General features: G+C 57.2%; 24 protein-coding genes and 2 pseudogenes. 8 read left to right on the forward strand and 18 right to left on the reverse strand.

Going from position 1 to position 25,685, the window contains the following annotated elements; translation table 11 throughout:
• Positions 1 to 331 precede the first annotated feature (331 nt).
• A complete protein-coding gene (locus PQR27_RS37885; protein WP_408528781.1) occupies positions 332 to 520 on the reverse strand; it encodes a hypothetical protein in 189 nt (62 codons plus the stop codon).
• Positions 521 to 1,458: 938 nt separating this feature from the next.
• Here PQR27_RS37885 and PQR27_RS37890 point away from each other — a divergent pair.
• From PQR27_RS37890 to PQR27_RS37900, 3 genes and pseudogenes are all read left to right on the forward strand, one after another.
• A complete protein-coding gene (locus PQR27_RS37890; RefSeq protein WP_408528782.1) occupies positions 1,459 to 1,737 on the forward strand; it encodes an HU family DNA-binding protein in 279 nt (92 codons plus the stop codon).
• A 202-nt stretch (positions 1,738 to 1,939) separates the two neighbouring features.
• Positions 1,940 to 2,146 (forward strand): hypothetical protein, encoded by a 207-nt coding sequence (locus PQR27_RS37895; RefSeq protein ID WP_408528783.1) that lies wholly within the window; start codon positions 1,940 to 1,942, stop codon positions 2,144 to 2,146.
• Positions 2,147 to 2,323: 177 nt separating this feature from the next.
• Positions 2,324 to 2,587: pseudogene (locus tag PQR27_RS37900) on the forward strand (SET domain-containing protein); the annotation flags it as partial.
• Positions 2,588 to 2,628: 41 nt separating this feature from the next.
• Here PQR27_RS37900 and PQR27_RS37905 read toward each other — a convergent pair.
• Together PQR27_RS37905 and PQR27_RS37910 are read right to left on the reverse strand one after the other, a co-directional pair.
• A complete protein-coding gene (locus tag PQR27_RS37905; RefSeq protein WP_408528784.1) occupies positions 2,629 to 4,251 on the reverse strand; it encodes a sensor domain-containing protein in 1,623 nt (540 codons plus the stop codon).
• A gap of 268 nt (positions 4,252 to 4,519) precedes the next feature.
• A complete protein-coding gene (locus PQR27_RS37910; RefSeq protein ID WP_408528785.1) occupies positions 4,520 to 4,714 on the reverse strand; it encodes a hypothetical protein in 195 nt (64 codons plus the stop codon).
• Positions 4,715 to 4,803: 89 nt separating this feature from the next.
• On the opposite strand from PQR27_RS37910, the gene PQR27_RS37915 reads away from it, so the two are divergent.
• Positions 4,804 to 4,959 carry a hypothetical protein gene (locus PQR27_RS37915; protein ID WP_408528786.1) on the forward strand — a complete coding sequence of 52 codons (156 nt, stop codon included), beginning with the start codon at positions 4,804 to 4,806 and terminating at the stop codon, positions 4,957 to 4,959.
• Positions 4,960 to 5,093: 134 nt separating this feature from the next.
• Here PQR27_RS37915 and PQR27_RS37920 read toward each other — a convergent pair whose 3' ends face one another.
• Complete coding sequence (locus PQR27_RS37920) at positions 5,094 to 5,864, reverse strand: SDR family oxidoreductase (RefSeq protein WP_408528787.1); 771 nt, start codon at positions 5,862 to 5,864, stop codon at positions 5,094 to 5,096.
• A 400-nt stretch (positions 5,865 to 6,264) separates the two neighbouring features.
• On the opposite strand from PQR27_RS37920, the gene PQR27_RS37925 reads away from it, so the two are divergent.
• Both PQR27_RS37925 and PQR27_RS37930 read left to right on the forward strand, forming a co-directional pair.
• Positions 6,265 to 7,122, forward strand: a complete 858-nt coding sequence (locus tag PQR27_RS37925) for a hypothetical protein (RefSeq protein ID WP_408528788.1) — start codon at positions 6,265 to 6,267, stop codon at positions 7,120 to 7,122.
• 819 nt (positions 7,123 to 7,941) lie between these two features.
• Complete coding sequence (locus PQR27_RS37930; RefSeq protein ID WP_408528789.1) at positions 7,942 to 10,680, forward strand: MGH1-like glycoside hydrolase domain-containing protein; 2,739 nt, start codon at positions 7,942 to 7,944, stop codon at positions 10,678 to 10,680.
• Positions 10,681 to 11,037: 357 nt separating this feature from the next.
• On the opposite strand, the pseudogene PQR27_RS37935 reads toward PQR27_RS37930, so the two are convergent.
• Positions 11,038 to 11,348 (reverse strand): annotated as a pseudogene (locus PQR27_RS37935) (DDE-type integrase/transposase/recombinase); the annotation flags it as partial.
• Between the two features lie 239 nt (positions 11,349 to 11,587).
• Between PQR27_RS37935 and PQR27_RS37940 the strand changes: the two are divergent.
• Positions 11,588 to 11,860 carry a DUF4148 domain-containing protein gene (locus PQR27_RS37940; protein ID WP_408528790.1) on the forward strand — a complete coding sequence of 91 codons (273 nt, stop codon included), beginning with the start codon at positions 11,588 to 11,590 and terminating at the stop codon, positions 11,858 to 11,860.
• Between the two features lie 46 nt (positions 11,861 to 11,906).
• On the opposite strand, the gene PQR27_RS37945 is transcribed toward PQR27_RS37940, so the two are convergent.
• Positions 11,907 to 12,968: an ABC transporter substrate-binding protein gene (locus PQR27_RS37945; protein ID WP_408528791.1), complete on the reverse strand. Its 1,062-nt coding sequence runs from the start codon at positions 12,966 to 12,968 to the stop codon at positions 11,907 to 11,909.
• A 68-nt stretch (positions 12,969 to 13,036) separates the two neighbouring features.
• A complete protein-coding gene (locus PQR27_RS37950; protein WP_408528792.1) occupies positions 13,037 to 13,243 on the reverse strand; it encodes a hypothetical protein in 207 nt (68 codons plus the stop codon).
• 263 nt (positions 13,244 to 13,506) lie between these two features.
• Between PQR27_RS37950 and PQR27_RS37955 the strand changes: the two genes are divergently transcribed.
• Positions 13,507 to 13,722, forward strand: coding sequence for a DUF4148 domain-containing protein (locus PQR27_RS37955; RefSeq protein WP_408528793.1), 216 nt, complete (start codon positions 13,507 to 13,509; stop codon positions 13,720 to 13,722).
• An 857-nt stretch (positions 13,723 to 14,579) separates the two neighbouring features.
• Here PQR27_RS37955 and PQR27_RS37960 read toward each other — a convergent pair.
• From PQR27_RS37960 to PQR27_RS38010, 11 genes are all read right to left on the reverse strand, one after another.
• Positions 14,580 to 15,833: an MFS transporter gene (locus PQR27_RS37960; protein WP_408528794.1), complete on the reverse strand. Its 1,254-nt coding sequence runs from the start codon at positions 15,831 to 15,833 to the stop codon at positions 14,580 to 14,582.
• Between the two features lie 13 nt (positions 15,834 to 15,846).
• Positions 15,847 to 16,302 (reverse strand): hypothetical protein, encoded by a 456-nt coding sequence (locus PQR27_RS37965; RefSeq protein ID WP_408528795.1) that lies wholly within the window; start codon positions 16,300 to 16,302, stop codon positions 15,847 to 15,849.
• A 3-nt stretch (positions 16,303 to 16,305) separates the two neighbouring features.
• Entirely contained in the window at positions 16,306 to 16,713 is a 408-nt protein-coding gene (locus tag PQR27_RS37970; protein WP_408528980.1) for a zinc-binding dehydrogenase, read from the reverse strand.
• Positions 16,641 to 17,429 (reverse strand): alcohol dehydrogenase catalytic domain-containing protein, encoded by a 789-nt coding sequence (locus PQR27_RS37975; protein ID WP_408528796.1) that lies wholly within the window; start codon positions 17,427 to 17,429, stop codon positions 16,641 to 16,643. The genes PQR27_RS37970 and PQR27_RS37975 overlap by 73 nt, the downstream gene beginning before the upstream one ends.
• Positions 17,430 to 17,489: 60 nt before the next feature.
• Complete coding sequence (locus tag PQR27_RS37980; protein ID WP_408528797.1) at positions 17,490 to 18,650, reverse strand: porin; 1,161 nt, start codon at positions 18,648 to 18,650, stop codon at positions 17,490 to 17,492.
• A 319-nt stretch (positions 18,651 to 18,969) separates the two neighbouring features.
• Complete coding sequence (locus PQR27_RS37985; RefSeq protein WP_408528798.1) at positions 18,970 to 20,034, reverse strand: ABC transporter substrate-binding protein; 1,065 nt, start codon at positions 20,032 to 20,034, stop codon at positions 18,970 to 18,972.
• 95 nt (positions 20,035 to 20,129) lie between these two features.
• Positions 20,130 to 21,248, reverse strand: coding sequence for a cupin domain-containing protein (locus tag PQR27_RS37990; RefSeq protein ID WP_408528799.1), 1,119 nt, complete (start codon positions 21,246 to 21,248; stop codon positions 20,130 to 20,132).
• Positions 21,249 to 21,326: 78 nt separating this feature from the next.
• Positions 21,327 to 21,935 carry a cupin domain-containing protein gene (locus PQR27_RS37995; protein WP_408528800.1) on the reverse strand — a complete coding sequence of 203 codons (609 nt, stop codon included), beginning with the start codon at positions 21,933 to 21,935 and terminating at the stop codon, positions 21,327 to 21,329.
• Between the two features lie 2 nt (positions 21,936 to 21,937).
• Positions 21,938 to 22,558 (reverse strand): cupin domain-containing protein, encoded by a 621-nt coding sequence (locus PQR27_RS38000; protein WP_408528801.1) that lies wholly within the window; start codon positions 22,556 to 22,558, stop codon positions 21,938 to 21,940.
• Between the two features lie 26 nt (positions 22,559 to 22,584).
• Entirely contained in the window at positions 22,585 to 23,685 is a 1,101-nt protein-coding gene (locus PQR27_RS38005) for an ABC transporter ATP-binding protein (protein WP_408528802.1), read from the reverse strand.
• A gap of 31 nt (positions 23,686 to 23,716) precedes the next feature.
• Complete coding sequence (locus PQR27_RS38010) at positions 23,717 to 25,453, reverse strand: ABC transporter permease (protein WP_408528803.1); 1,737 nt, start codon at positions 25,451 to 25,453, stop codon at positions 23,717 to 23,719.
• Positions 25,454 to 25,685: the final 232 nt, after the last annotated feature.

Here is a 25,685-nt window from a genome sequence, read left to right on the forward strand (position 1 = left end):
GGGTACGATATTTGTGGCTTTCATACCCTTCATTTGCGGACACGACGAAGGCAGTGATCACGTGGGAACCTGGGGGGAATGCATCGAGGCGTCGGGTTCAAGCCGGCGAACTGCGGCGCGACGGCGCGCCGGGGCCTGGTATCTGGCTGCATCGATCCGACGAAGATGGAATGGTCGGAGCGGCTCGCGGTGACCGCCGGCACGCTGGCGCGTGACGTTGCCACGGTAAGATGCCCACCCGCTGTGCGTTATTGGCGTGCTGCGACGACGTCCGCGGGATCGCGGAAGAGAGGGGGGGCCGGGCAGGCGGCGGCAGTTCGCGCGCGGTTGCTCAGAACCCAACACCTATGCCGACGCCGACCCCACCGCCGAGGCTGCCGCCTCCCACGCCCACGCCTATGCTGGGGCCCGGCGCGTAATAGCCAGGACCATACGTAGGATCGCTGTAACCGTACGGCGGGGCAGCAACACATCCCGAGACGGCCGCTGCCAGCGCCAGAATGCCGAAAAATTTGAGCATGATGGTCTCCCGTGCACGAACTGCGCAGCAAGACCTGATCCCGGTTCTGGCGGGGTCAATTAGTGTCGGCCCGTCGCGACCTGAAGCTTCCGCCAGAATGGCGGAGGCCGCCAACCAGATATTCCGCGTTTACGCGAAACGCAGAGTGCCAGGTGTTGTTTTCGCTGGCAGGAATTGTGATACGGAGTCTCGTGCTTCAAGGTTGCTGCTCCGGAAGTAAGGGCGCTTCCCGACTTTCGGCGCGTGTTCAGGCCGGCCGTCCCGTTGGGGCGGTCGGCCAATTTTTTGCCGTCCGGCAGGGCCGAAGGGCGGTGCAGGAGGGGTGAAAGTGACGTTCTCAGCGTCAACGGAAATAATGCGACTTATCACCAGACGATCAAAAAAAGCGCCGGAATGGATGCCGCGCTGCCGTCCAGAGCCAGCGGGGAATTGAAGGGGTGGATACGTATGGCTAGCTACACCTTCACTTGCGGACATTTCCCCGATCCCGTCTGAAGGGCATGAAAGTCGGCGTTTTCATCCCTTTCACTGACGGACACTGGCCCGTGTTTCGGGTGGGGGCGCCGCCGGCACGGGGGCCGGCATGACTGCGCGGCTCGTGACGGGCGATCGGAGCGGGAGGCCGGTGGTGGCTGGAGTCGCGCGGACGCGGGAGCGTGCATCAGGGGCCGGGAACCGGCGGCCACGGCGCGATCGCCTATGCGACGTTGACGCCAGGCCGTCCGCGGAGTCCAAGAACGGCACCATCGCCGTTGACCTTGCGGCGGGGCGCCGAACTTTGCACGTGCAAAGTTTCTCGCGGGGCACTACGGATCGTGGGGCTCCGTCGGCTGGTTTGTCCCGGCGAGACGGCGGCAGCGCCGTTGCGTGCCGGTTGCGCGGACGTGCGTCATTCGGTAGGGTGACGCCATCCTCACAACCAGAACAGGGACAAAACCATGAACAAGCAGCAACTGGTAGATGCAGTCGCCGCGAAGACCGGAGACAGCAAAGCCGCGACGGGCGAGGCGATTGACGCGGTAATCGCGGCCATCACCGGCGAAGTGACGAAGGGCGGCACGGTACAACTGATTGGCTTCGGTTCGTTTTCCACCGGTGCGCGTGCCGCGCGGGTCGGCCGCAATCCGGCCACCGGCGCCGAGATCCAGATCCCTGCCGCGAAGACGGTGAAGTTCACGGCGGGCAAGGCGTTCAAGGACGCAGTGAACGGCGCCTGAGACCGGACGCAAGCAGTCGGCCGGTTTTCTGCCGACGGCGCGGCTGTCGGCAGGGTAGCCGCTACAGGTGTTGGAGGCAGCAACGGCATGGAGTGATCGGGCAAGACCTGGACCTCGGCCAGTCGGCCTGGTAGCATCAGTGCGAGATGCCGCGATGTACCGCGGCCCCCGCGATTCGCTGCATGTCTCTATAGATAGCCGTATGGAAAAGAAACGATTGCGGCTCAGGCGGGACACGCTATGTCCACCGATCGGTGCGCTGCTGCGCTACCGCACGCGTATCGTGCGCGTGATCGCCGAAGCGTGCGGACAGCGCGCGATGATCGAGTCTCTTGATACGACGGGCAGGACCTTTGTCAGCACCGTCAAATGGAACAGCCTGCGCGAACTCGGCGCCCAGCTCTTCTAGTTGGGCACCTTCCCCGGTTGGTCGCGCCGCCATCCTCAGGCTGGTTGCGACAACCTGAACTTCCAGCTTCATTCCAGTACCGGAGCCGCCGCCCGCATGCACGCAATGCATCGCGTCGGTGCGGATGTGGATTGATGCTTTTTGTACACTGGCGTGCATATCAGTTTAGGTAACGGTATTAGGCGTGTGATCGTCCGGCGATCATCAATCCACGGCGAGGGCGTGTTCGCAGTGAGGCCGCTTGCAGCAGGCGAGCGCGTGCTCGAGTACAAAGGTGAAATCGCCGCGTGGCGCGATGCCGTGCGCCGACACCGGCGTGCAGGCATCAAGGGACACACGTTCCTGTTTGGTCTGTCGGACGGGCGCGTCATTGACGGCAGCCGCGGTGGCAACAGCGCACGATGGCTTAATCACGCATGCGCGCCCAACTGCGAAACGATCACCGCGCCGCCAGCGGTGAACATCATTTCCGTTTGGCGCTATCACAAACGCAGCATGAATTCCGCAAAGGCCTCCGAGTCAAGCGGGCGGCTGATTAGATAACCCTGAATGGAATCGCATCCGGCTTCCTTCAACTCTGCGGCCTGGCGTTGGCACTCAACGCCTTCCGCGACAGTTTTCATTCCCAGTGAACGAGCGAGACCGACAATGCCCCGGATGACCGCCGACGCCTTCTCTGAATCGACCAGCGCTCGAACAAACGACTTGTCGATCTTCAGCGTGTCGACAGGCAGCCGGAGCAGATAGGCGAGACTGGAGTATCCAGATCCGAAGTCGTCCAGCGATGTGGATATGCCGGCTTGCTTCAGCGCGGCAAGAACGGACGTTGCCTTTTCGATATCACTCACTAGAGAGTCCTCCGTGACTTCAATATCGAGCATTGCGGGGGAGACGTCGTATGCCCTCGCGATATGGAGAATCCTATCTGTAAGTCCCACACCGAGAAGTTGCCGAGCCGACAGATTGAGACTGATCCGTGGTACGGATACACCCAGCCGTCGCCATGCACCGATATGCTGGCAAACTGCATTGAGCAGCCATTCGACGAGGGCGCCTTCATATGGGGACTCAAGTAATACATCCAGGAATGCGTACGGCGTGAGCAAACCTCGTTCAGGATGACGCCAGCGAAGAAGCGCCTCAACACCGATTGGGGAGCCGTCCGCGAGTGCTATTTGAGGCTGGAAATGAAGCTCGAACTGGTTCGCCGCAAACGCCTCACGAAGATCCATGCGCAAAGCAAGGCGGTCACGCATGCCCCGGTCGAGTGCTCCATCGTACGTGCACACCTGAAACCGGCCAGATGACTTCGCTGCGTACATAGCCGTGTCGGCATGACTCAGCAACGCCTCGACTGATTCCGGTGTTTCTCTCAGTAGCGCGATGCCAATGCTTGCCGACAGGGAGACGGATCTTCCGCACGCTTCGAATGGCATTGCGAGCTCGCTGAGCACCGCATGCGCGAAAGCTTCTGCCGCGCTTTCGGTAGTATTACGTAACAACAGAACAAACTCGTCGCCTCCTACGCGCGCGGCGAAAAAAGCAGGTTCGAGAATTGCGAGTAGCCTTTTCGCAAAGCCCCGGAGCAGCTCATCGCCGACAGCATGACCGAACGCGTCGTTGACCTCCTTGAAATGGTCCAGGTCAATAAACAGCACCGCTAGGGAAGCACCACGCGTAAAGCGTGGTGAAGCAGTCTCAGCGATCGCACGTGATAGCGCTTCCATGCACTTGCGCCGGTTGGCCAAACCAGTCAGATAGTCGTGACTGGCTTCAAATTCCAACTGCGTCGCGTGCTCGTGTTCGCGCGTGACGTCGCGGAAGAGTACCGTAATGCCATCGTCGTGGGCAAATGAGCGAGCCTCAAACCACGTGCCGAGCGGTGCGTAATAGTCAGTGTGCCGACCGGGAAGTCCAGTTGCCGCCGTCTGCTGATAGACGCGATAGTAGCCGGAGTCTACTAGGTCCGGGTAACACTGCCATATGTCGCGTCCTAGCAGGCTCTGTCGCTCCTGCTGCAGGTATCGTTCAGCTGTATGGTTGAGATAGGTGAAACGCCAGGATCTGTCTATCGACATGAATCCGTCACTCAGGCTATCAAGCATGTCACCAAGGTGAGCCGGTGCAGGCTGTCCGGCGCCGGCATCTGTCGGGCGGGGAGGACGAGAGTCAGTCTGTCGTTCCATTTTTTTGGGGCCTTCGGTTCGCGTCAGACCCAAAGGCATCGCTCGTGCGCAAACCGTGGGCCGATCGCATTCTAACCGCATTTGCCACCGCTTCGAACATCGGGACGCCCCCGCGCCCCGCTGCCTTTGATGGGGATGATGGTGCCCCAGATGCAAGTCGGTCATCAATCGTATGTTGCGCTTGTAATCAATCGGACGACCAAACGCGACCACCTTTCCTCCCGTGGAGTAAGTCCGCGAACTTCTGCATTTTGCGGCTCATGACGGCCCGCTTGGCGAACTCGTTGCCGGCCCAATCTTTGATCAGGATGCATTGCTCGTGGCCGGTCTGGACCTCAACAACCTTGCCCGGGCGAAATATGATTTTGACGTCGTGGGTCACTACTCGCGTCCGGACATCTTCCGTCGGCATGTCAATGAAGCAGCGACACCTCCCGTCGTGTTTGAGAAAAATGGATTCAGCAGCGGCTCATGAAGGTCGATGCAGGATTGAACGAATCCCTTTCCTCATTAGATTCTATTTCGGCAGCGCCAAGCCATATGGATTTGTCGGAGCAATCGGCCGAAATGGCCATCGAAGTCACAGTTGCCGCACACATCGCTTCGAAACGAAGCTGGCTCGCCTGACGAATCGCGAGTCGCCGCCGCTTCGCCGACGGGCGACTCTTTGCTCATCAACAGACGTTCGCCAAACGACCATGAACGACCGTTGGCCGGTCGCTGCCTGTCGGCGATCGGCCGCACTCTGTGCAAAATTGCTTTCAATGATCTGTCGTTCCGGGCCTCGTCGCAGCCGCAGGCCACCCGCCGGAAAAGTCAATTACTGCACCGGTCAGGAACCGGGACTGTGTCGATGCGAGGAAGCAGATCAGTTCGCCGATCTCTTCCGGCCGGCCTAGGCGACCCGCTGGTACCGAAGATTTGACATAGTCACGGCCTTCCGGCCCGTCTATGAAGACGGCGCGCGGATAATAAGCCTCGCTGTACAGGAAGTTCGGTGCCACTGCGTTGACGGCAATGTTAAGTGGCGCAAGTTCGACCGCAAGCGATCGAACCAATGCATTCGCGGCATCCCTCGCGGCATCAGGAATGGCGCCTCCGTGCATTGGCAGCTTTGTCCGGCACGATGTCACGAATACGAGATTCCCGCCGCCCTGATGCCTCATACGCGGGATTGCCGCCTTTACCAAAGCGAAAGGACTGACCACCAGCTTTTCTAGCGTCTGCCGCAGGTCGTCCAGTGATGCATCCACAGTGGGCCGATGGATAGCGGGAAAGTGGTCGTTACTGACAATGGCATCAACCCGCCCAGTGACGGCCCATGCGGCTTCGACCAGCAGCTCAACACTTTTGCCGCTCAAACGCTCGACACTGCCATTCGCGTTCGAAAAGTGCCCCCACGCGATGTCGTCCACGAAGGAATCATCGTGGGCAAGCACGCGGAATCCTGCATCCAGCAGTGCTGCTACGGCAGGCGGGCCGGCATAGTCCGACGCATTCGTCACAAGTGCAACCTGTTGCTCTTTCTTCACAGCCGCTCCTCCTGGTGGTTCCGAAGCCGCGCGATCCGATGGACACTAGCGACCGCGCCTCCCTCGCGTTTGGCTATGGCGAATCCGGATGTTCGGCTCAACGTTCCATACTCGACGTCCGGCCCGTTTCGACATCGCCTTCAGCGAATCGCGTCACGAGTTTCCCCCTGTCCATGCGTTGAAACAGTTTAGGCGTTCAATGCGCGGCGCTCGCATCCTGGATCTGGCGTTACCCTTTTCTCCCCGACCTATCCTTATCCTTCACTGGTTCCAATCGATCACCATCGACCTACGGCGGCGCATCCAGTTTCTGGCCGAAGCTTGCCGATTGAGCGAGGGAACGGTGTTGGCATGACCGACAGACCCTGTCTACTTGCGAAGCGAAGCGGCCCTGAATATCTTGCACGCCTCCCCAACTTCTGGTCCGGCTGCTGCCCTGGATCAGCACATTTGTCAAGATACTCGCCGCCGTACTGAATCGATTGTCGGGAAAACACACAACGCCAATTTCGCTCTGATTACTGCGCAAACGATTGCTTATACTCTCGGCACCTCTTTCTCCGAGGCGCAACGTATGCGGCAGGAATGGATTGATTATCTCCAGCGAATCGACTGGAACGCTCCGGTGACTTTGGCGTTGACATCAGCGGCAGTCGGTTCTGTCATAACGCTCACCTGGATTTCAGCGAGGGATGCCAGGGAGCGCAAGCGTCAGCGACGCGACACTGCACTGGAACTAGCGTTATCGCTGGAAAGCTACGCCCGAACCTGCCGGACAATGATGCATAAGGCCACCTGGGCAGCAGCGGAGCCAGACGGCTATATGCGCCGCGAAGCGAGTAAAGGCGTTTCCATTCCCGCCTTTGCCTACCCGGACAGGCTTCAGTGGCATGTCTTGAGTCGCAAGGTTATCTCCGAGCTCCGTGAGTATCCGGCGACAGTGCACGCCACTCGGGAGTATATGGAAGCGTTTCGCGAATTCGGCGAGCCAATCGACCTTTGTGGTCAGGTCGAATACGAATGTGCGAAGGCTGCGATGGCAGCGCTAGCACTTGCTCGGGCCGCGCGCCGGCGGCACGGAACCGCGAGGTGGAGGCCGGGCGCCAAAGACTCAGCCTTGGAGTGCGAACTCTCCGACTTCATCGCGGACGCTGAAGAAAAGCGCAAGGAGCGCTTTCCGTTCGGGCAGGTCGAGAGAAATAGTCCATACCCTTCGTCTACGAAGTCGTCAGAAAGCTGTTTGATTGGGCCCGCGTAGTGAAACTAATGCAGGTTCCATTTCAACTGTTCGCGGGAAAAATCCGTTTTGTGCAGCGCGCACAAGTGTGCGAGGAGTAACCGGTGATAACCAAACTCCACGTGCGCGAACAGGAGGCCGCTCTTTTAGTAATACAGAAAGTGGCCGGCTGAACCCGACCGCACGTCGCCCAATGCGTCGGCAAGCTGCTTTGCGAATCCAAAGCGGGCATGCCTCCAAAGATAGCGATCCAAACCTGCAGCTATGTCGGGTCGCGGCAGCTCCGTGAAAACGAACAGAAGCCGACGCGTGATTTCCGCAGTATCTTCTATCCCGTATCGCATGTAACAATCTTGAAAGGTTGTGCGTAGTCCTCAGTCTAGCGCAGAAGAACAATGGCTTTTGCAGAGCGTGCTTGCCGACAACCGGCACGAGTCGACCCGGAAGGGCCTGTCAGCTTTCTCGAAAGGCGACGTTCGCAGCAAGCAGAGGCGGAATCCGGAACCGCCTCGCCTTCAGTCGGATAATCTACTGTGTAACGGTGACTAGTGCATGAGCCATTGAGTTGCAGGCGACTCGCCAAAGGAGCGCAGGAATCTTTTCACGCAAAGCGCACACGGCGCGTGCCTTCTCGAAGCGAACGCAGGAGGGTTTGTGTTCACGTACTGGCAAGCGCGAGCGTGAATTCATTGGATGCTTGACACGCGTGTTGCGCCCTGCGGTCAAACCGCGTGTCCTTACTTGCCGTCGACGTCGAAATTGAAGTACGTCTTCCCGCGCGTAACACGGCCGTCCGCGTTGCGCCGAGTCGAGTTCATTCAGCCGTAACGGAGGAAAAGCATGTGCCCCGTCATCGTGGACGTAGCGGAACAAAAGCGTTTGAACGACGCGCGCGAGGCTCAGGTTCAATGGAAGAAGTGGGGGCCCTATCTCAGTGAGCGTCAGTGGGGGACGGTCCGGGAGGACTACAGCGAAAATGGCGACGCATGGAACTACTTCACCCATGACCAGGCGCGCTCACGCGCCTACAAGTGGGGCGAAGACGGACTCGGCGGACTATGCGACGACAAGCAACGGCTGTGCTTTGCGCTAGCGTTGTGGAACGAGCGCGACCCGATTTTGAAGGAGCGCCTGTTCGGCCTCACCAACAGCGAAGGCAACCATGGCGAGGATGTCAAGGAGTATTACTTTTACCTCGACAGCACACCCACCCACTCCTACATGAAGTACCTCTACAAGTATCCGCAGCGAGAATATCCGTATCGCGACCTGGTGGAGACCAACCGGACGCGATCACGGGAGGAGTTCGAGTACGAACTGCTCGACACGGGCGTGTTTGCTGATGACCGGTATTTCGACGTGTTCGTGGAATACGCCAAGGCAGGCCCGGAAGACATTCTTGTGCGGATTTGCGTGCACAACCGTGGACCGGAAGCGGCACGGCTACGGCTCCTGCCGACACTATGGTTCCGCAATACATGGTCGTGGGGTGACGACGATCGCAAGCCCTCGCTGCGCGATGCGGGTCCTGGAGCCATTCTGGCTGCGCACCATGAGCTAGGCGAGTATTGGTTGCATTACGATGGCGCTCCAGAGACGCTCTTCACCGAAAATGAGAGCAATGCGCAGCATCTGTGGAATCAACCTAACGCGTCGCCCTACGTCAAGGATGCGTTCCATACCTACGTCGTTGCGGGCCAGGGCGACGCGGTGAATCCCGCGAGAACAGGAACCAAGGCTGCCGCCCATTACCTCTGCGATGTAACTGGCGGCGGCAGCACGACCATTCGCCTGCGCCTGACAGCAACCCAGCTGGACAATGTCTTCGGCGACTTTGAGGAGATATTTGACAGCCGTATTGCCGACGCTGACGAGTTCTACGAGCGGATTGCTCCCGGTTCGCTGACCGAGGATCAGCGGCGGGTGCACCGTCAGGCGTTGGCGGGAATGCTGTGGGGCAAGCAGTACTACTACTTCGATCTCGAACGCTGGCTGCGCGAGCATCGCAGCCATCCGTTGCTCGAGGCTGCCCGTCACGACGTGCGCAACACGGAGTGGTTCCACATGTTGAATGCCGACGTGATTTCCATGCCGGACAAGTGGGAGTACCCGTGGTATGCAGCGTGGGACCTGGCCTTCCATACGATCTCGCTGGCATTGGTCGATTTCGATTTCGCCAAGGAGCAACTGCTGTTGATGCTGCGCACCCTGTACTTCCATCCAAGCGGGCAGATCCCCGCCTACGAGTGGAACTTCAGCGACGTGAATCCGCCCGTGCATGCCGCAGCCACGCTCTGGCTTTACAAGTTTGAGAAAGAACTGGGCCGGGCTGACCCGCGCTTCCTCGAACGCTCGTTTCAGGGGTTGATGCTCAATTTCAACTGGTGGATCAATCGCAAGGATCCCGCGGGGCGCAACGTCTTCGCCGGCGGCTTTCTGGGTCTGGATAACATCGGTGTATTCGACCGCAGCGCGCAGCTTCCGACCGGCGGATCGCTGGAGCAGGCCGACGGGACTGCGTGGATGGCATTCTATTGCCAGTGCATGCTGGAGATGGCGCTGATTCTGACCGAGTACGATCCGATCTACGAGGAGGTCGCTTTCAAGTTCGTCCAGCATTTCATGTGGATTGCGTATGCGATGGATCGCATCGGCGTGAATCAGGACGAGATGTGGGATGAGGAGGACGGCTTTTTCTACGATCTGCTGCGACTCCCCGACGGCCAGACGATGCGTCTGAAGGTAAGGTCGATGGTGGGGCTGTTGCCGCTGTGCGCGTCGTCGGTGTTCGAAGCGAGTGCTGTCACTCACTATCCAAGGCTGATGGAGCTGATCACGCAGTTTCGCAAGCGCTACCCCGAACTGGTTGCCCATGTGGCGCCGACTGACGGGGGCTTCATCGGCCACAGGGAGCGCAGGCTGTTGTCGATCCTCAACAAGCGCAAGCTCGAGCGCGTGCTCGGTTACATGCTCGACGAGAACGAGTTCCTCGGGCCGCACGGCATTCGTTCGCTTTCCCGCTATCACCTCGAACATCCGTTTGTGCTCCACATCGGCGGACAGGAGTACAAGGTGCAGTACCTGCCGGCCGAGTCGAATACCGGCATGTTCGGCGGTAACTCCAACTGGCGCGGTCCGGTGTGGATGCCGGTCAACTTATTGATCATCCGCGCGCTGGTGAACCTTTACAGTTTTTTCGGCGATGATTTCAAGGTCGAATGCCCGACCGGCTCCGGGCGGCACATGACGCTCTTCGAAGTGGCGCAGGAGATTGTCCGTCGCCTGACCGGTACGTTCCTGCGCGATGCCGATGGCAAACGGCCGGTCTATGGAGGAACGGAAAAGTTTCAGAACGATCGGCACTGGCGCGACCTGATCCTGTTTTACGAGTACTTCCACGGTGACAATGGCGCGGGCCTCGGGGCCAGTCACCAGACGGGATGGACGGGTCTCGTCGCGCCACTCCTCGACCTGTTCGGACGTGTCGATGCCAATACCGTGCTGGAAACCGAACGCTCGCGCGTGATGGCGAGAGTCGTCAGGGAACAGGTGGGCGGAGAAGAGACAGGCGAGAAGTGAGGAAAGTAAAATGCCCGATGTACGCTACCTGGGGCTTTACCAGAGCAACACTCGCGTCTGGCTGACCGAGTTGTCTCGCGCGCTCGGGAGAGCGGAGCTTTCCGTCGTGGACATAGTCCGCACGAGTCGTCATAACTGAAACGGTCTATATAGTGAAAGGGTTGGCGAGCGGCCGTTATCGAGAAGGCTGAGGGACCGTTGTGGGTCGAAAGTGCCTACTCGATTTCTCAGGGACCGGTCATTCAGAAGTGGCATGGCGGGGGGGGCGGTTCGAGTGGCCGGAAAGGCCGATGACGTAGAACGAAGCAATGTTGTCACCGCACCATATCCACAAGGGAAAGGCGTAAGCCTTCGAGTTGCCCGATCTACCACGCGGTAGAGATAGACCCACTTGCCGCGAAACTTCAGATAGGTCTCGTCAACACGCCACGACTGTCCCGCAGGGGTTGCGAAACGGGTCCAGCGCTTGACGAACTCCGGCGTAAAAACCTTTACCCAGCGCATGATCGTCTTATGCGCCAGGGACAAACCCCGCTCGGCATCATCTCGACAAGATCGCGCAGGCTGAGCTTGTAGCGAAGATACCAGCGCACACAGAGAACGATGATTTCTCGATCAAAATGCCGACCATCGAACACCCCCACCAGACCTTTCTTCTTGCTCGTCACCGGCCACCAGATTGGTTGGATCGCCACTTTAGCCGATCCGACGGGCCTATTTGCACCCGCAGGCCTAAAACCGATCGCAATTATCTATACCAACCCTGTGTGACAGCAGGTCGCCATAGCTGTTCCGTATGCGGGAACGCAATTCCCTCATAAGTAACACTACTGTAAGTAAAAACCCTTATAATGGTTTTCACGGGTTGCCCTGGTGCGCAACCTACGAACCACTACAGGAATCTCACATGAAATTGCACATCAATATTGCCTTCGCGGTTGCCCTTATCGCTCCGGTGCTGTCGCACGCTGCAGAGCCGCTTACGCACACGCAGGTACGCGCGGAATTGATTCAGCTGGAAGGTGCGGGCTACAACCCTGTCGATGTTAACAACTACCCGCAGAACCTGAAGCACGCGCAGACTATCGTGGCGCAACAGAACGAAGCTAACACCGCGTACGGTTCGGATACTGCCGGTGCGTCCCAATCCAGCAGCATGACGCAATCCCGCGAAAAGTGAAAAGGCTGCTCTGAATCTGGGCAGCTCTTTTGTTTCAGGAATGGGTCTAACCCAGAAACAGGTGGTTAAAGAGGTCGTTCCATTTATTGCGCTCGGCCGCTGACATCGCAGGATTGACAGGCGTCATCTGGCTATTCTGGAAAGGTGACGGGATATTCCGGTGCGTCGGGACATAGTCCATATTCGCCAGAATTTTTTGAGCGTCCAGTGAGAGCATGTAATCATAGAGCAAGATACCCGCGGCCGGATGCGGTGCATGTTTGAGCAGAGCAATGCCATTCGCCCGCGCCACCGCTGGCTGCAACAGGAACCAGTCGATAGGCGCATTTTTACGCTTCGCCTGCATAGGCATATAGTTGTACGTCTCAAGCGCAAGCGGCACTTCGCCTGAGGCAACCATATTGTTCAGCAATGAGTTGCCGTTGCGGACAGATACACCATTAGTGGCAATCAATTCCTTGAAGAATGCGACGCCTTTCTCGGTGCCCATCTGCTGACAGATAGTCGCAAACCAGTCAGAGCTCTTTGACTCAATGCCGAGTTTGCCTTTCCATTTCGGCAACAGCAGATCGTCAAAGGACGAGGGGAGGTCTTCTTTCTTGATGGCATTCGTGTTGTAGGACTGAACCCAGACAGACAGGAGCGTAGACGCCCACATGCGATGTTCCGGCACGGATCCTGGAATCAGGTCTGCGAACATGATGGGCGAGACGACAGGCTGCAACAGGTTCTCTTGTCGCAGATTATCCAGGAATGACGAGCCGACATGCACATTATCGGACATATAACGACCGGCTCGCGCTTCTGAAACGGCGCGTTGCACGACTTGCTCATCCCCTGCGCGCCAGGTGTTGACCTTCACACCGTATTTTTTCTCGAATGGATTCAACAATGGTTCGAGGTCGGATTTTGCGATCGTCGTGTAAAAATTCACTTGCCCTTCTTTTTTTGCCGCTGCGAGAATGCGGGCGGCGCGATCCGATCCGGTGTAGTCTGCCAGTGCAAGATTCGGCAAAGTTTCCTCGGCCGATCTGGCATGGAACGGTACGAAGGCCGCGCTCGATGCGAGGCCCAAACTGGCTTTCAATATGGTACGTCGGGTAGTCATCCTGTCTCCATGCTTAAACGACCCGAATGTGGCAGCATTCTGGGCTGTAGTTTACGCGTGCCCGTGCATCACTGATTCGCGCACGTCGTCTCGATCACGCGGCAGATTTGATCAACAAATTCGGTGAATTTTGGCGTACGCATGATCGAAAATGGACGTGGACGCCGCAGATCGATATCCATGACTTCCTGGATGCGGCCCGGACGACGTGCGAACACGAAGATACGATCCGACATGAACACAGCTTCATCAATCCGGTGCGTGACGAGCAGCACGGTTTTGTGGCCTTGATTCCCAAAACCGCATCAATTCGGTCTGCATGATTTCACGCGTCTGCGATCGCTTTAATCATTCCCACATTTCCCCAAGGTTTCCGTTCTGACGCCGGAAAATCCCTGCCCGAATTTAGAAACGGGCTGAGTCAATTCGAGAAGCTTTGAATCCCACTATGTGTAAATTAGTGGTTTCCCTATGATGTGCCTATAATGGATCTGTGCCGATCTGACAAGTCCGATGTTCACACCCCAGAGGTACGATCATGAAACTCCTGATCAATGCTATTTGCGCTGCTGTTATCCTCGTTCCGATGTTGTCGCATGCGGCCGAGTCCGTCACGCGCGCCCAGGTGATCAAGGAACTTGAACAACTGGAAGCGGCGGGCTACAACCCCGGCGTGGCCGAGGACAGCTATCCGGAGAATCTGGAGCAAGCAGAGGCAGTACTCGAGCAGCAAAAGAACGCAGCAGATTCCTAGGGAGCGGATGCGCAAGGCGCGACGCAATCGGGTCATTAAGACGGCCTCGCGTGAATGAAGCCGTTTTAAAGCTCACGTTCGGAATCGGCGCCACTTGCCGAGCATCGCGGCTGCCTGTCTCATGCCGTGCCCGGGTTGCTAGTATCTCGGAACTAATCGTACCCCCTGACATGTCGCGTCCGAACGGATAGGCAGCGGCGCCCGTCTTGACCTGAAGTACCAACCGCGGATACGCCGTTGCCGTACCATCGACCAGAGATTGTTCGCGTTCTGCACCCATATAAGTTGCGGGGGTACATGCTGGGCGTTTGCTGCTACGGATAATAATTGCGCGATCAACCAGATAATGATCATCCAGAGTGCATTCCTGAAAAAATTCTCCTGCAGCACAATATCTTTTATGTTCCGACTTTTATCCAGGTTCAATCCTCTGCCGCGAGTTAATCGTCTCCGTTCGCGATTCTTATTCATCGAACTTCAGTTCCTCTATACGGACCGATGAACCATTTGCAATACATGAGGAAAATCTACTCGCGAATAATATTACTGTCAATCAAGATTGGTTGTTTTTCGGGTTAACCACGCTTCGAACGGGCGGAATGATCCGTAGTGCGAATCGTCTTGCTGATCGTCGCGTAGGAACAATGATTGGAAAAGTAATACGACACCGAGAAATGTGTTCATTCCCGTGGACCACAACGTCATGATCGGGAAAGATGACGATGCGTCAGGTGGAACGGATCCGGTTCGAAACCGTTCGTAAATGGAATTAGGTCGCGAGATTTAGCGTCCTGCGTATCCAGAATAAAACTGGGGGCCAAGGGCACCCCAAAAAACGCCAAGGGAAGTGACAGGGATCACGCTGAGGCGCCCGCCGCGAGTGCGGCACGCTTGGGGTCACGTTGTTCCGGATACACGTATGGCCCGAGGCGCATGATCGAGACTACGGCGATCGAAACAAAGCCCGAGAACGTCCAGAGGGCGATCGTGTAGGAGTGTGTGAGGTCGAACGATAGTCCAGATGCGAAGATCATGATGCCGGCACCCCATCCCCACGCCATCCACATCGCACCACTTACGCGGCCAAACAGGCGTAGGTCAAAGTAGCGGCTTACGATGAACGTAATGATGTCCGCTTCCGCGCCGATTGAAACGCCGATCAGTGCAGCAGCAGTCATTGCCGTATAAGAGGTTGCACCCGATGCGAGAATGAGCACACCGATAAGCGTCAGCGCGAACGACATCGCGGCGCAATAGGGCGCGTGAACTCGATCCATCAACCAGCCAGTGAACAGACGGCCGAGCGCTGATGTAAGACCGGCGATCGATAGCATCGTTGCAGCAGCCGTTACCGTTTCGCCGCGATCGGTCATCATCGGTACAAGCTGCGAAAGCAACGCGAGCAGCACACCGGACACACAGAAGATCGAAAGGCCAAGTAAACGGAACGTGCGATCCCTGAGGAATAGTGCCCAGAGCGATGGCAGTTCGCGTCTCGCTTCATGCGCTTTACGCACAAGCTCTTCGTCTACGCCTGGCGGCATTTTGACGAGGAAGTAGAGCGAGGGAACGGAAAACATGGCCATCAACGCTGCGACGCCGAAATAACCAGCACGCCAGCCGAAGTGCTTCAGCAGGTAACCCGCATAGTGCGGCATGAACATCGCGCCTACTGCCGTACCGCCGACCATCAAACCCAGTGCCAGACCACGCTGACGGTCGAAGCGGGCACAGATTACTTTCGCATAAGGCAGCGCGTTCGTGCTGGGCGCGAACAGACCGACCGCAACGAATGCCAGTGCGAAAACCCATGGAGACGCCGGCAACACACCAACGAGCGCCGTGGACGCCGCAAAGAGGATCAGGAATAGCAGGGTAGGACGACGCACCCCCATTTTGTCGATAAGTGATCCAAGAAGGATTGTTCCCGGCCCCATCGAAAATTCGAAGACAGTCAAGCCGAGCGAAACCTGTGCGCGGCTCCAGTGATTCTCCGCAGCGATCGCCTTGATAAACATGCCGAACATGAATGCCGACAACACACCTGCACCGACAGAAACGCAGACCGCGCCGCCGAATACCGTCCACCATCGATTAATGTCGCGTTTCAAAATATTCTCCTTGCTACGCGCCGAGTGCGGAAAGCAGATCGTCCAGATAACCGGCCTTCGTCGGAAGAACCATCATCGTGCTGTAAGGGCGCAGCAAATCGGCGGTGCTGTTCGACTTCTTCCCGCAAGGGCTGATCACGACGGAAACGGTGACGCCATTCATGCGATACGTCTTTGCTGCGACCGCAATCGCTTGAGCATCGTCACCTTCACGGCCCGAGATAACGACGGTATCAGGCATACCGAGCCATTCGTTTAACGCATCGCGGTTCAGGTCAGCGCCTACATCCGAGCATTGCAAAAGTGCTGAGAAATCGCTCGCCATCGAAAATTCTACATCGGCATATGTGCGGCAGTTTGCGACTTCCGGATCGTTATCCGTCAGTGCGATCACACGAATACGACGAGGGGAAGAATTTGGAGCCTGAATTCTGTAACGTACTTCGGAGGGGGTCTGGTAATCGGGCATGGCTTACTTCCACGGATCGATCGTCATGTGGATCGCACCGCTGACACCTTCGTTCTGCAAAGTGCGCAACGCCAGGTCCGTTTCATCGAGACTGAACGTGTGCGGACTTATCTGCGTGACGTCGTGACGGTTTGCGGTGATGAGTTGCAATGCAAGTTCAACGGACTGGTAACTGTGACCGCGCATGCCCTTCACCGTGAGAAAGCGCGCGATGATCATGTTACTGTCGAATTCCGGAATGGGCACACGTTTCTGCCCACCGAGCACAGCCGTTCCGCGTTTGCGTGCAAGCTGGACAGCGGAAACCACGGCTCCCGGTCCGCCCGACTCACAGTCAATCACGAGGTCAGCCATCGCACCTCCCGTGAGACTGGCGACGCATTCAAGCACGTCTTCCTGATCGGCCTTGATCGTATGATCGGCACCGAGTCTTTTTGCAAGTTCGAGTCGCTGCCGGTCCGTTTCAGTCGAAAGGCCGGTGACGATAATTTTTTCGCACCTGCTTCACGCGCGGCGACAACACAGGACAAGCCCTGTTGTCCTGGACCCTGGATCACAACCGCCTGCCCTGGACCAGCGCCGCCTTGCAGATAAGCCCATTCGATACCGTTGCCCAGAGGCAGGGCGAGCGCTGCGTATTTCGGTGCGACGCTGGACGGCACGCAATGAAATACGGTGTTCAGTTGCAGATATTGGTACTGACCGAAACCTCCCCAGAAAGAGGGGGCCGTACGCAGACCCGTCGCACCGTAACGCAGGCCGTTCAGACGCCAGTCTGTCGCGTTGCACAGGCGGAATTCGTTCGACAGACAATACTCGCGGTGACCGCACGGCACATACTCTTCGAGCGCTACGTAATCACCTTCCTTGAGACCCCATCGTGCTTTTGCCAGTTCGCCGGCTTCCTCGATATGACCGACCGTCTCATGCCCAGGAATCAGCGGGCCCCGGCTTTGTGGCAGCGCCCTGTAGTACGGACCACCGCTGCCCCACACACCCGTGATTGCGACGCGCAGCAACCCGGTCAAGGCAGTAGTTGCGGGTCGATCAAACGTCTGGATTTCCGTGCGGGACGGTTCAACCGCAACTGCAGCCTTGAAGGTGTTTGAGTGAAGAGTTTCGTTCATCAGATTTCGTTCAAAAAGGCGCGGGGGTTCGCTCTTGATGCGCCCCCCCGGCGCCGCTGCTTAGAAGCGATGCCGCAGCAGGAGCTTCACTGCGATCTGGGTCGGTGTGGTCGACGCACCGAGCGATCCGATTGTTGCGACCGCCGCCTTGCCGGTCGAATCGATACCTGTAGCGTTCTGCCAGATCCCGCTAAGCTGGATATCAGTGGCCTTGGACAGGAAGTAATCCGGACCAAAGATGACCTGATTATAGTGTGCCGCCCTACCGGGCGCACGCACTGTCGTATAGTCGTAGGCAGCAGCGACCATCAACGTCGGCACGATGCGATAGCGGATGTTGCCTTCATAGCTGCTGAGCGTAGCCGAGCCGGTATTAGGCGTTGTAGAGGTCTTCAGCATGTCGCTGAAGATCGTGCGTGTGTAGACAAAGCTAACCTGACCGCCGGTACCGAACCGGTAGCCAATACCTGCCGCGAAGATCGCCTGTGTATTCGCGGACAGAAAGCCACTGAATGAAGGCGATTTACCCGGCGACTTGAACGTCGGATCAGTGGGTCCTACCGGGCTATCGTAGACCGACACGGCAGGGTTGTTGATATTCTCGTATGCAATCGCGCCGAGGATAGGGCCCGAAGCGTAGCTCATAGCCAGTTGATACCGGCGACTCGTGCCAAAGTTACCCGGCGTCCCGCCCGGCGCGAATAGACCATCAAATTTGAAACCCGCGAACGTAGGCGAGATATAGCGAATCGAATTGTCGAACCGGAAATTCGCGTTCAAGTTATCGAAATCGCCCTGGTGGCTCCCGATCCACGCCCAGATGCCCGTTGCTGACAGGCGCTCGCCCACGTCATCATGCATCGCGTCGTATTGCCGTCCCATTGTGAGTCGGCCATATGGCGTTTGCAGACCCATCCACGCCGAGCGGCCAAAAAGACGACCGCCTTGCGAGAGCGTGCCAGCAGAAGCGTCGAAACCGTTCTCCAGGTCGAAGATGGCTTTCAGGCCGCCGCCAAGATCTTCCGTACCGCGAAAACCCCAGCGACTACCATTGGTTTGCCCTTTTACGAGCCCAACCACGGAGCCACCGCTCTGATTGCTGATGTAGTTGATCCCTTCGTTCACGATGCCGTACAACGTAACCGCACTTTGTGCATGGGCAACGCTTGCAACACTTGCAAGAGAAGGGAAAGCCATCAACGCGAGAATTTTTTTATTCATGAGTCTCCGATATTGGTTTAATAAACAGTCAGCGTGAATCGGCCAATGCTTATAGTTTACATGCAGGAACGCCTCTGGTTCGTTCTATCTAAATAATATGTATACCTAACTACAAGCGCCATGCTTCGTGATTTAGCACAAACGCGGTTTGAATGCGACACCGCGTGCACTGCCTATCCCGTGTCAACTGAACAACCGGAATAAGATTCCACGCGGACGAAAACTGGCCGTGTGGAAAGCAGTCCTGATAATAGTGATGCCTTTGGTCGACGAGGAAGAAGAAGTGCGGGAATCAGGCGCACCTCATTCTTATCGAGGATCAATTCATGCCGTTGAATACGGTATCGAAAAGCGTTTGGTTTTTTGCCTGGTTGTCGATAATGTCCTTGTTAGAAATGATCTGCATCGCCACGTCCGGCAGCTTTCGCTTGACCGTCGTGTTCGTCACAGCCATATCGTGATCGGCATACATGGCTTGACCTTCGGTCAGCAGGAAATCATAAAACAGCACAGCCGCATTCGGATGCCTGAGCATACGCGCGACACCGACGCCGTTCGGCTGGGTGATAGCCGGTCCGATCGAAAACCAGTCGATGGGCGCACCGGCCTCCTTCATGGACTGGACCTTGTAGTTATAGATGCCGAAAGCTATCGGCACGTCACCCGAGGCGACCAGATTCGCCAGCAGCGTATGGCCGCGACGCACGGATACGCCGTTTTTTGCAACGATTTGCTTGAACAGATCGATACCCGGTTGACCGCCGAGATCTTGAACCGTGTCCGCGAACCACGGGATCGAATCCTGGCCTTCCACGCCGAGCTTGCCTTTCCATTTCGGGTCGAGCAGGTCCTTGTACGTCTTCGGCAGGTCTGCCTTTTTGATCAGGTTCGTGTTGTACGCGACGGTGAACACGTTCAGACGCGTAGCCGTCCACGCGTTGTTGTCCTGAACAGCTTGGGGAATCAGCGATTTCAGAACCGGCGAATTGATCGGCTGCAACAGTTTTTCGCGGTACATCGCTTCAAGCTGCGGGCCGTTGGTTTCGAACACGTCCGCTTCGTAGCGACCGGCACGGCCTTCCGAAATGGCGCGTTGCAGAATGCCCGATGCGCTCGAACGCCAGACAGTCACGTGCACGCCGTATTTCTTTTCGAAGGCCTGCACTACCGGATTGAAATCATCAGGCGGTAGCGACGCATATACCGTCAGCTTGCCTTCCTGCTTCGCCCCAGCGACCAGTTTTTGCATGCGATCTGCGCCGTTGTATTGCGCGACAGATTCGCTCGATACATAACCGGCCGCGAAAGCGGGACCGGAGCCCATGAACGTCAGCGCGGCACCGAGAAGCCCAGCAATTGCTGCGAGGCGGAAATTCCTCTTCATCAAGAGTCTCCGATATGTTTACTTTGGCAGGGCACATCGGCCTGATGTACCCCGCACCTTCAGCTGTACCGGATTAACGGATCAGCGGCCGGGATTCAAGCTGCGAGCGGCGGCAGCGTTTCCAGTTCCTTCGCGTACGCGCCATCCATCTGCATCGCAAGGTTGATCTTTTCCAGTTCCGACGAGAAGGTCGAACGGATGACCGGATTTTCGTCCGCGTAGTCGATCTGGCAACCGCCGATGCGCCGCGAAATCCACGCCTTCGGCACGCCTTGCGAATTGCGCTGCGATACGACTTCGTGCTTGAGCGCGAGGTAACGCGACGGATTCGGGTTCGTGTTGAAGTGCTGGTGGAACTCGCCGTTGGCAGGCGTGATCAGCGAACCGGCTTGCCAGTCGTAACGCTTCGGCTCTTCGCCTTCACGCCACATCATCGAGTAGCCCGAGCCGCTCATGATGATGACGTGCGCACCAGGGCCGTGCGAGTGTGCCTTCTTGTACGTCGAGGTCGGGAATTGCGAAATGTGGCTGTTCTGCGAACCGCGCGCCATGCTGAAGCGGATATGACCGCCGCCGGCACCACGTTCAGCGGCGCTGATCAGCGGCAGGTTCACCGCGTCAGCGACGAAATTCGTGTCCATCAGCAGACCCTTCTGTTCGCCGCCATTCGCAAAGTAGTCGGGCTCGCCGTTAAAGCGGTTCTTGAAATCGTACGCTGTGCCGAAGATGAAATCGATGTCTTCGAGCGCGTTGATCGTGGGAGGGCCGTTCGTGACCGCGACAAAACGCGCGGCGTCCTTGCCAGAGGTGTTGTAGTGCGTGTGCCAGCAGTTCAGCGGGATGGCGAAGAGGGCACCGGCTTGCCATTCGAACGTGACTTCCGCGCCTGCTTCGTTGCGAACGGTAGTCGATCCCCGGCCGCTCAGGACGTAGATCATTTCTTCGAACAACTGGCGCTGCGGTGCGAGCGATTTGCCCGGCGGAATTTCGCAGACGTAGCAGTCGTTCGACGTGCGAGACGCTTCATGGTTGATGTAGACGCCCTTGCCTCCACGACGCGCCCAATCCTTCAGGTCAACCGTACGCAAGTCCTGGATATAGTGACCGTCGATGATGTCCAGGCCCTGCTGGGCAATCCAGCGCGTATACGCCGTTTCCTTCTCGCTAGCGAATTTCTTCGCCATGTCCTCGGAAACAACTGCGTTCTTGCTCATTTACTTCTCCATTCAATGCGGGTTGCGTACACAACAAGATAGCTCGCGGAAGCACAAGCTAACTGATTCAGGCGTTCCTTAGACGGTTGCCGTGTTCTTCAGGTACTCGCGAATCTTCTCGGCCGTGAGCGTCACGGTCGGATCGTATTCCGGCGCGTCTTCGAGTTGTTGCAGGTCGTTGAGGCCGCTCTTCCAGAAAATGCGGTTGATCGCGGAAATCAGGCGCACGGGGCGATCCGGGTCTGCGTTGAAATGCTGGTGCGCGGTGCCAGGCGGAATATAGATTACGTCGCCGGCTTCCCACTCGAAGCGCTTGAGTTCACCGACCGGCTTCCACGCGTACTGATCTACGATTTCGACATCGTAGTCCTGGTGCAAGTCATAGCCGCGGCCTTCGAGCACGTACAGGCACTCTTCTGCCAGGTGACGGTGCTTGCCCGACTTGCTGCCCGGCGGAATGATCTGCATGTACGCGTCGACCGTCTCCATGCGCGTGTTCATGCCTTCGTTCAGCAGGTGCTTGAGCAGGCCTTGAGGCGCCATTTCCCACGGCATGTTCTCAGGTCGCACGATCTTTGCGCGCTTGGCGTTACGCTCCGAGGCCTGTTCAGCATTTTCCAGCAGGCCCTTGTAAAGCGCGCAATTTTCTTCGCCTGCCAGCCAGTTTCCAGATTCGGTCCATGCCATGCTCAGTAGCCTCCTTCCGGATGATTGAAATCAGTTTCTTCCATGCGTGCGACGAAACCAGCACCGGTCGGCGACGGCTCGTCAGGGCGAGGTTCGACAGTCTTCTGGAACAGCATGTTCATGAACATGAACATCGGCTTCGTCTTGATGACGAGCGCACGCGCGGGCTTGTCGAGGCTGCGGTTGAAGTGCTGGTGCACGCAATTGTTGTGCACGATCGCGATGTCGCCGGCTTCCCAGTCGTAGCGGATGCCGTCGTGCACTTCGTAACCGATGCCGTCGAGGATGTAGAACGCGGCTTCGTTCACGTGGCCGTGCTTCTGCGAGTGACCGCCCGGCGAGTATTCTTCGAGGTGGATGTGGAACGTCTGCGTGATTCCGTTCTTCGGCTGCACATAGTGGCGGCTGAAGGTCTGCGGTCCCTTGCTGAACTTGATTTCTTTACCTTTGCGCACGCGCGGAACGGAACGCAGACGCTCCAGTTCCGTGTTCAGGCTGTACGCGCCTTCGATGCCACGCACGAATACGCGATTTTTCACATTGCCAGCGGTGCTGTGATGCGATTCTTCAGCGCGCTGATCTTCCTCATACATCGTGTTCGTGTCGATGTTTGCTTCAGACATAGTGCCTCCTTGTTGGTACAGCGAATTTACTGCGGGTTCAACGCGACGCAGCGGGCTGGATCAATGGTGACCCAGATTTTCGCGCCGACCGGTTCACGATGCGACGGATGCGCACGTGCGAGCAAAATCTGTTCACCGACCTTGATCTGCAAATCAAGCGTTTCGCCAAGGAATACTTTGGAATAGACGGTACCTTCGAACACATTGCCATGCTCGATCGTCGGCTTGCTATCGAAGATTTCCAGGTTCTCCGGGCGCAACGACACCACGGCTTTTGCACCGACAGTCATGCCGTCACTGTGGGCCACCGTGATCGGGCCGATGGTCGAATTAATGGTCAACTTCTGACCGTCCCTGTCTCGGACAGTGCCATCGACAAAGCTCGTCGTGCCGATGAAATCCGCCACAAACCGGTTAGCCGGCTGTTCATAGATATTGCGAGGCCGCGCCTTCTGGACGATGCGGCCGTCCTTCATGATCGCGATTTCGTGCGACATCGCGAGCGCTTCTTCCTGGTCGTGCGTCACGTAGATCGTCGTGACGTTCAGCTCACGTTGCAGGCGCTTCAGTTCGAAACGCATCTTGTCACGCAGCTTTGCGTCGAGATTCGACAGCGGCTCATCGAGCAGGAGCAGTTTCGGCTCCATGACGATCGCGCGGGCGAGCGCCAAACGTTGCTGCTGACCGCCGGACATCTTCGTTGCATCGCGATCTGCTGCATGATCGAGGCCGACTGCCGTGAGCGCGCGCATTACCTTGTCGCCAATCTGCTGTTTCGTGAATTTCTTCTTGCCGACTTCAAGCGGAAAGCTGCAATTCTTGAAAACGGTCATGTGCGGCCAGATGGCGTACGACTGAAACACCATACCAAACTGACGTTTGCTCGGCGGCACGAAGGTCTTGCGATCTGCGTCGAAGACGGTCACGCCGTCCGCGGTGATTCTTCCGCCATCGGGTTTTTCAAGACCCGCGATCGAGCGCAGGGTAGTGGATTTACCGCAGCCGCTCGGGCCCAGCAGCGTGAACAGCTTGCCTTCAGGGACCTCGAAACTCACATTTTCAATACCCGCGACTTTCACGCCGTGACTGTCGAGATACACCGTGTTCAGATTCTGAATATTCAGCATTGTCGTCTCAATAATTTCTGTTATGACTAGTTCAGACCGATTTCACGCCGAATTTGCTGCCCACCCACTGCGCGAACGAGACCAGTGCGAGCAGACCAATCACGAACATCACGCTCAACGCCGACAGTTCGACGTATTGCCCGTTTTGCCACAGTTCCCACACCACGACGGAAATCGTTTGGCTACCGGGGCTGTACAGGAGGAGCGAAGCGGACAGTTCACGGATCGATACGATGAACACGTAAATCCAGCCGCCCATCAGACCCGGCTTAAGCAGCGGCAAAACGATACGAAAGAACGTCGTGCCCCAGCCAGAACCACACATTTCCGCCGACTCTTCCAGTTCCTTTGACAACTGAACCATTGAGGTTTGCGTGTAACGCATCCCGTAGGGCATGAATCGTGTGACGTATGCAATCAGGAGAATCCACAACGTGCCGTAGATGCCGACGTTCACGTTCAGGAAGAAGATCATGAATGCCAGACCCAACACCAGACCTGGAAACACCATCGGAAGCGATGCAAGGTTATCGAGCAACCAACGGCCCCGGATCTTCGTTTTGATCACGATCCAGCACACAATTGCGGAAAGCAGCATCACACCCGTTGCGCACGAAAACCCGAGAATCAAACTGTTACCTACGGCCTCCTTAAGTTCCGGATAGCTGAGGATGTAGCGGTACGAATCGAGCGTAAGATGATGCAGAGCTTCCATCGACGGCGGCGCATAGAACTTCTGGAAAGACGACCACAGCAGCACAAGCAGAGGCAGCACCACGATCACAAGCGCATACAGCACAAAGATTGCCGCAGTGAGATAGCGCCATGGTCCAAGGTCGATTGCGCGTGCACGGAACGCTTTACCGGTGACCGTCGCGAATTTGCCGCCCTTGGCAAGCAAGCGGCTCTGGATAAAGATGCCGACCGAAGTGATGAGCAGCAGGATGGTTGAATATGAAGCGGCCAATCCGGTCGGCGTCGGATATTGCTGCAACGCCTCGTAAATCGATGACGTGAGCACCTGAATTTTTACCGGCAGTCCGATCAGCGCAGGCACTTCGAACGATTCGACGGCACGCACGAAGAGGATCAGCACTGTCGAAACGATTGCAGGCACTGCAAGGCGAAATGTGATGCTGAACGTCGTCTTGAAGAGGCCAGCACCGCTCATGATGGCTGATTCTTCCAGCGAGGGGTCCATGCCACGAAACGCTGCCGACATCAGCAGGAAAGCCATGGGGGAATATTGCAATCCGTCGATCCAGATCATCCCGCCCATGCTGTAGATGTTGAACGGCGGATGTGAAAGACCAAACCAGTGCATCAGCGCAACGTTCAGCACGCCGATTTTCGGGCTGGCAAGCAGAATCCAGGCAATCGTGAAGAGGATCGCCGGATTGATGAGCGGAACGACCGTCACGACCGAAAAGAAACGGCGCAAAGGCGTATTGGTACGTTCGTTGATCCAGGCGAGACCCGAGCCGACAACGAACGAAACGAGTGCGGCACCGATGGCGAATTCCACCGAATTCGCAAAAGCCGACCAGGAGTCTGCTCTACCGAAAGCAATCCGGTAATTGTCGAGGGTAAATACTGAGGGCGTATCTGCACCCTGCGGCGTCATGAAGCTCTGCCATAGCAGGAAACAAAGCGGAATCAACGCCAGCACCGCCACGATGAGGATTGCGCTGCCGATCACCAGCCATTTTGAATCGAGCCGCTTCCAGAACCGGGGCGGCGTATTGGTGACATCAAGTTGAAGCTCCACCAACTGTCTCCTTACGTAACTTCATTTGCTGTGTTCCTCTATACAGAACAGCGTTTCTGTATAGAGATGCCGTTGCCGTATTGAGCGCGCCTGGTTGATTTTTGTCAAGGCATACGGAGGCCGGGTTAGTCCCAGGATGGACAGTCCCGTTGATTGCCACGTCGCCTTGTTGCCGCGCAACCCATGGGCGACGCCGGTATTTCAAAGGGACCATTCTTTTATGTGGAGGGCC

Origin of the sequence: Paraburkholderia fungorum, from assembly GCF_046027215.1 — a bacterium.
Lineage (GTDB): Bacteria > Pseudomonadota > Gammaproteobacteria > Burkholderiales > Burkholderiaceae > Paraburkholderia > Paraburkholderia fungorum_D.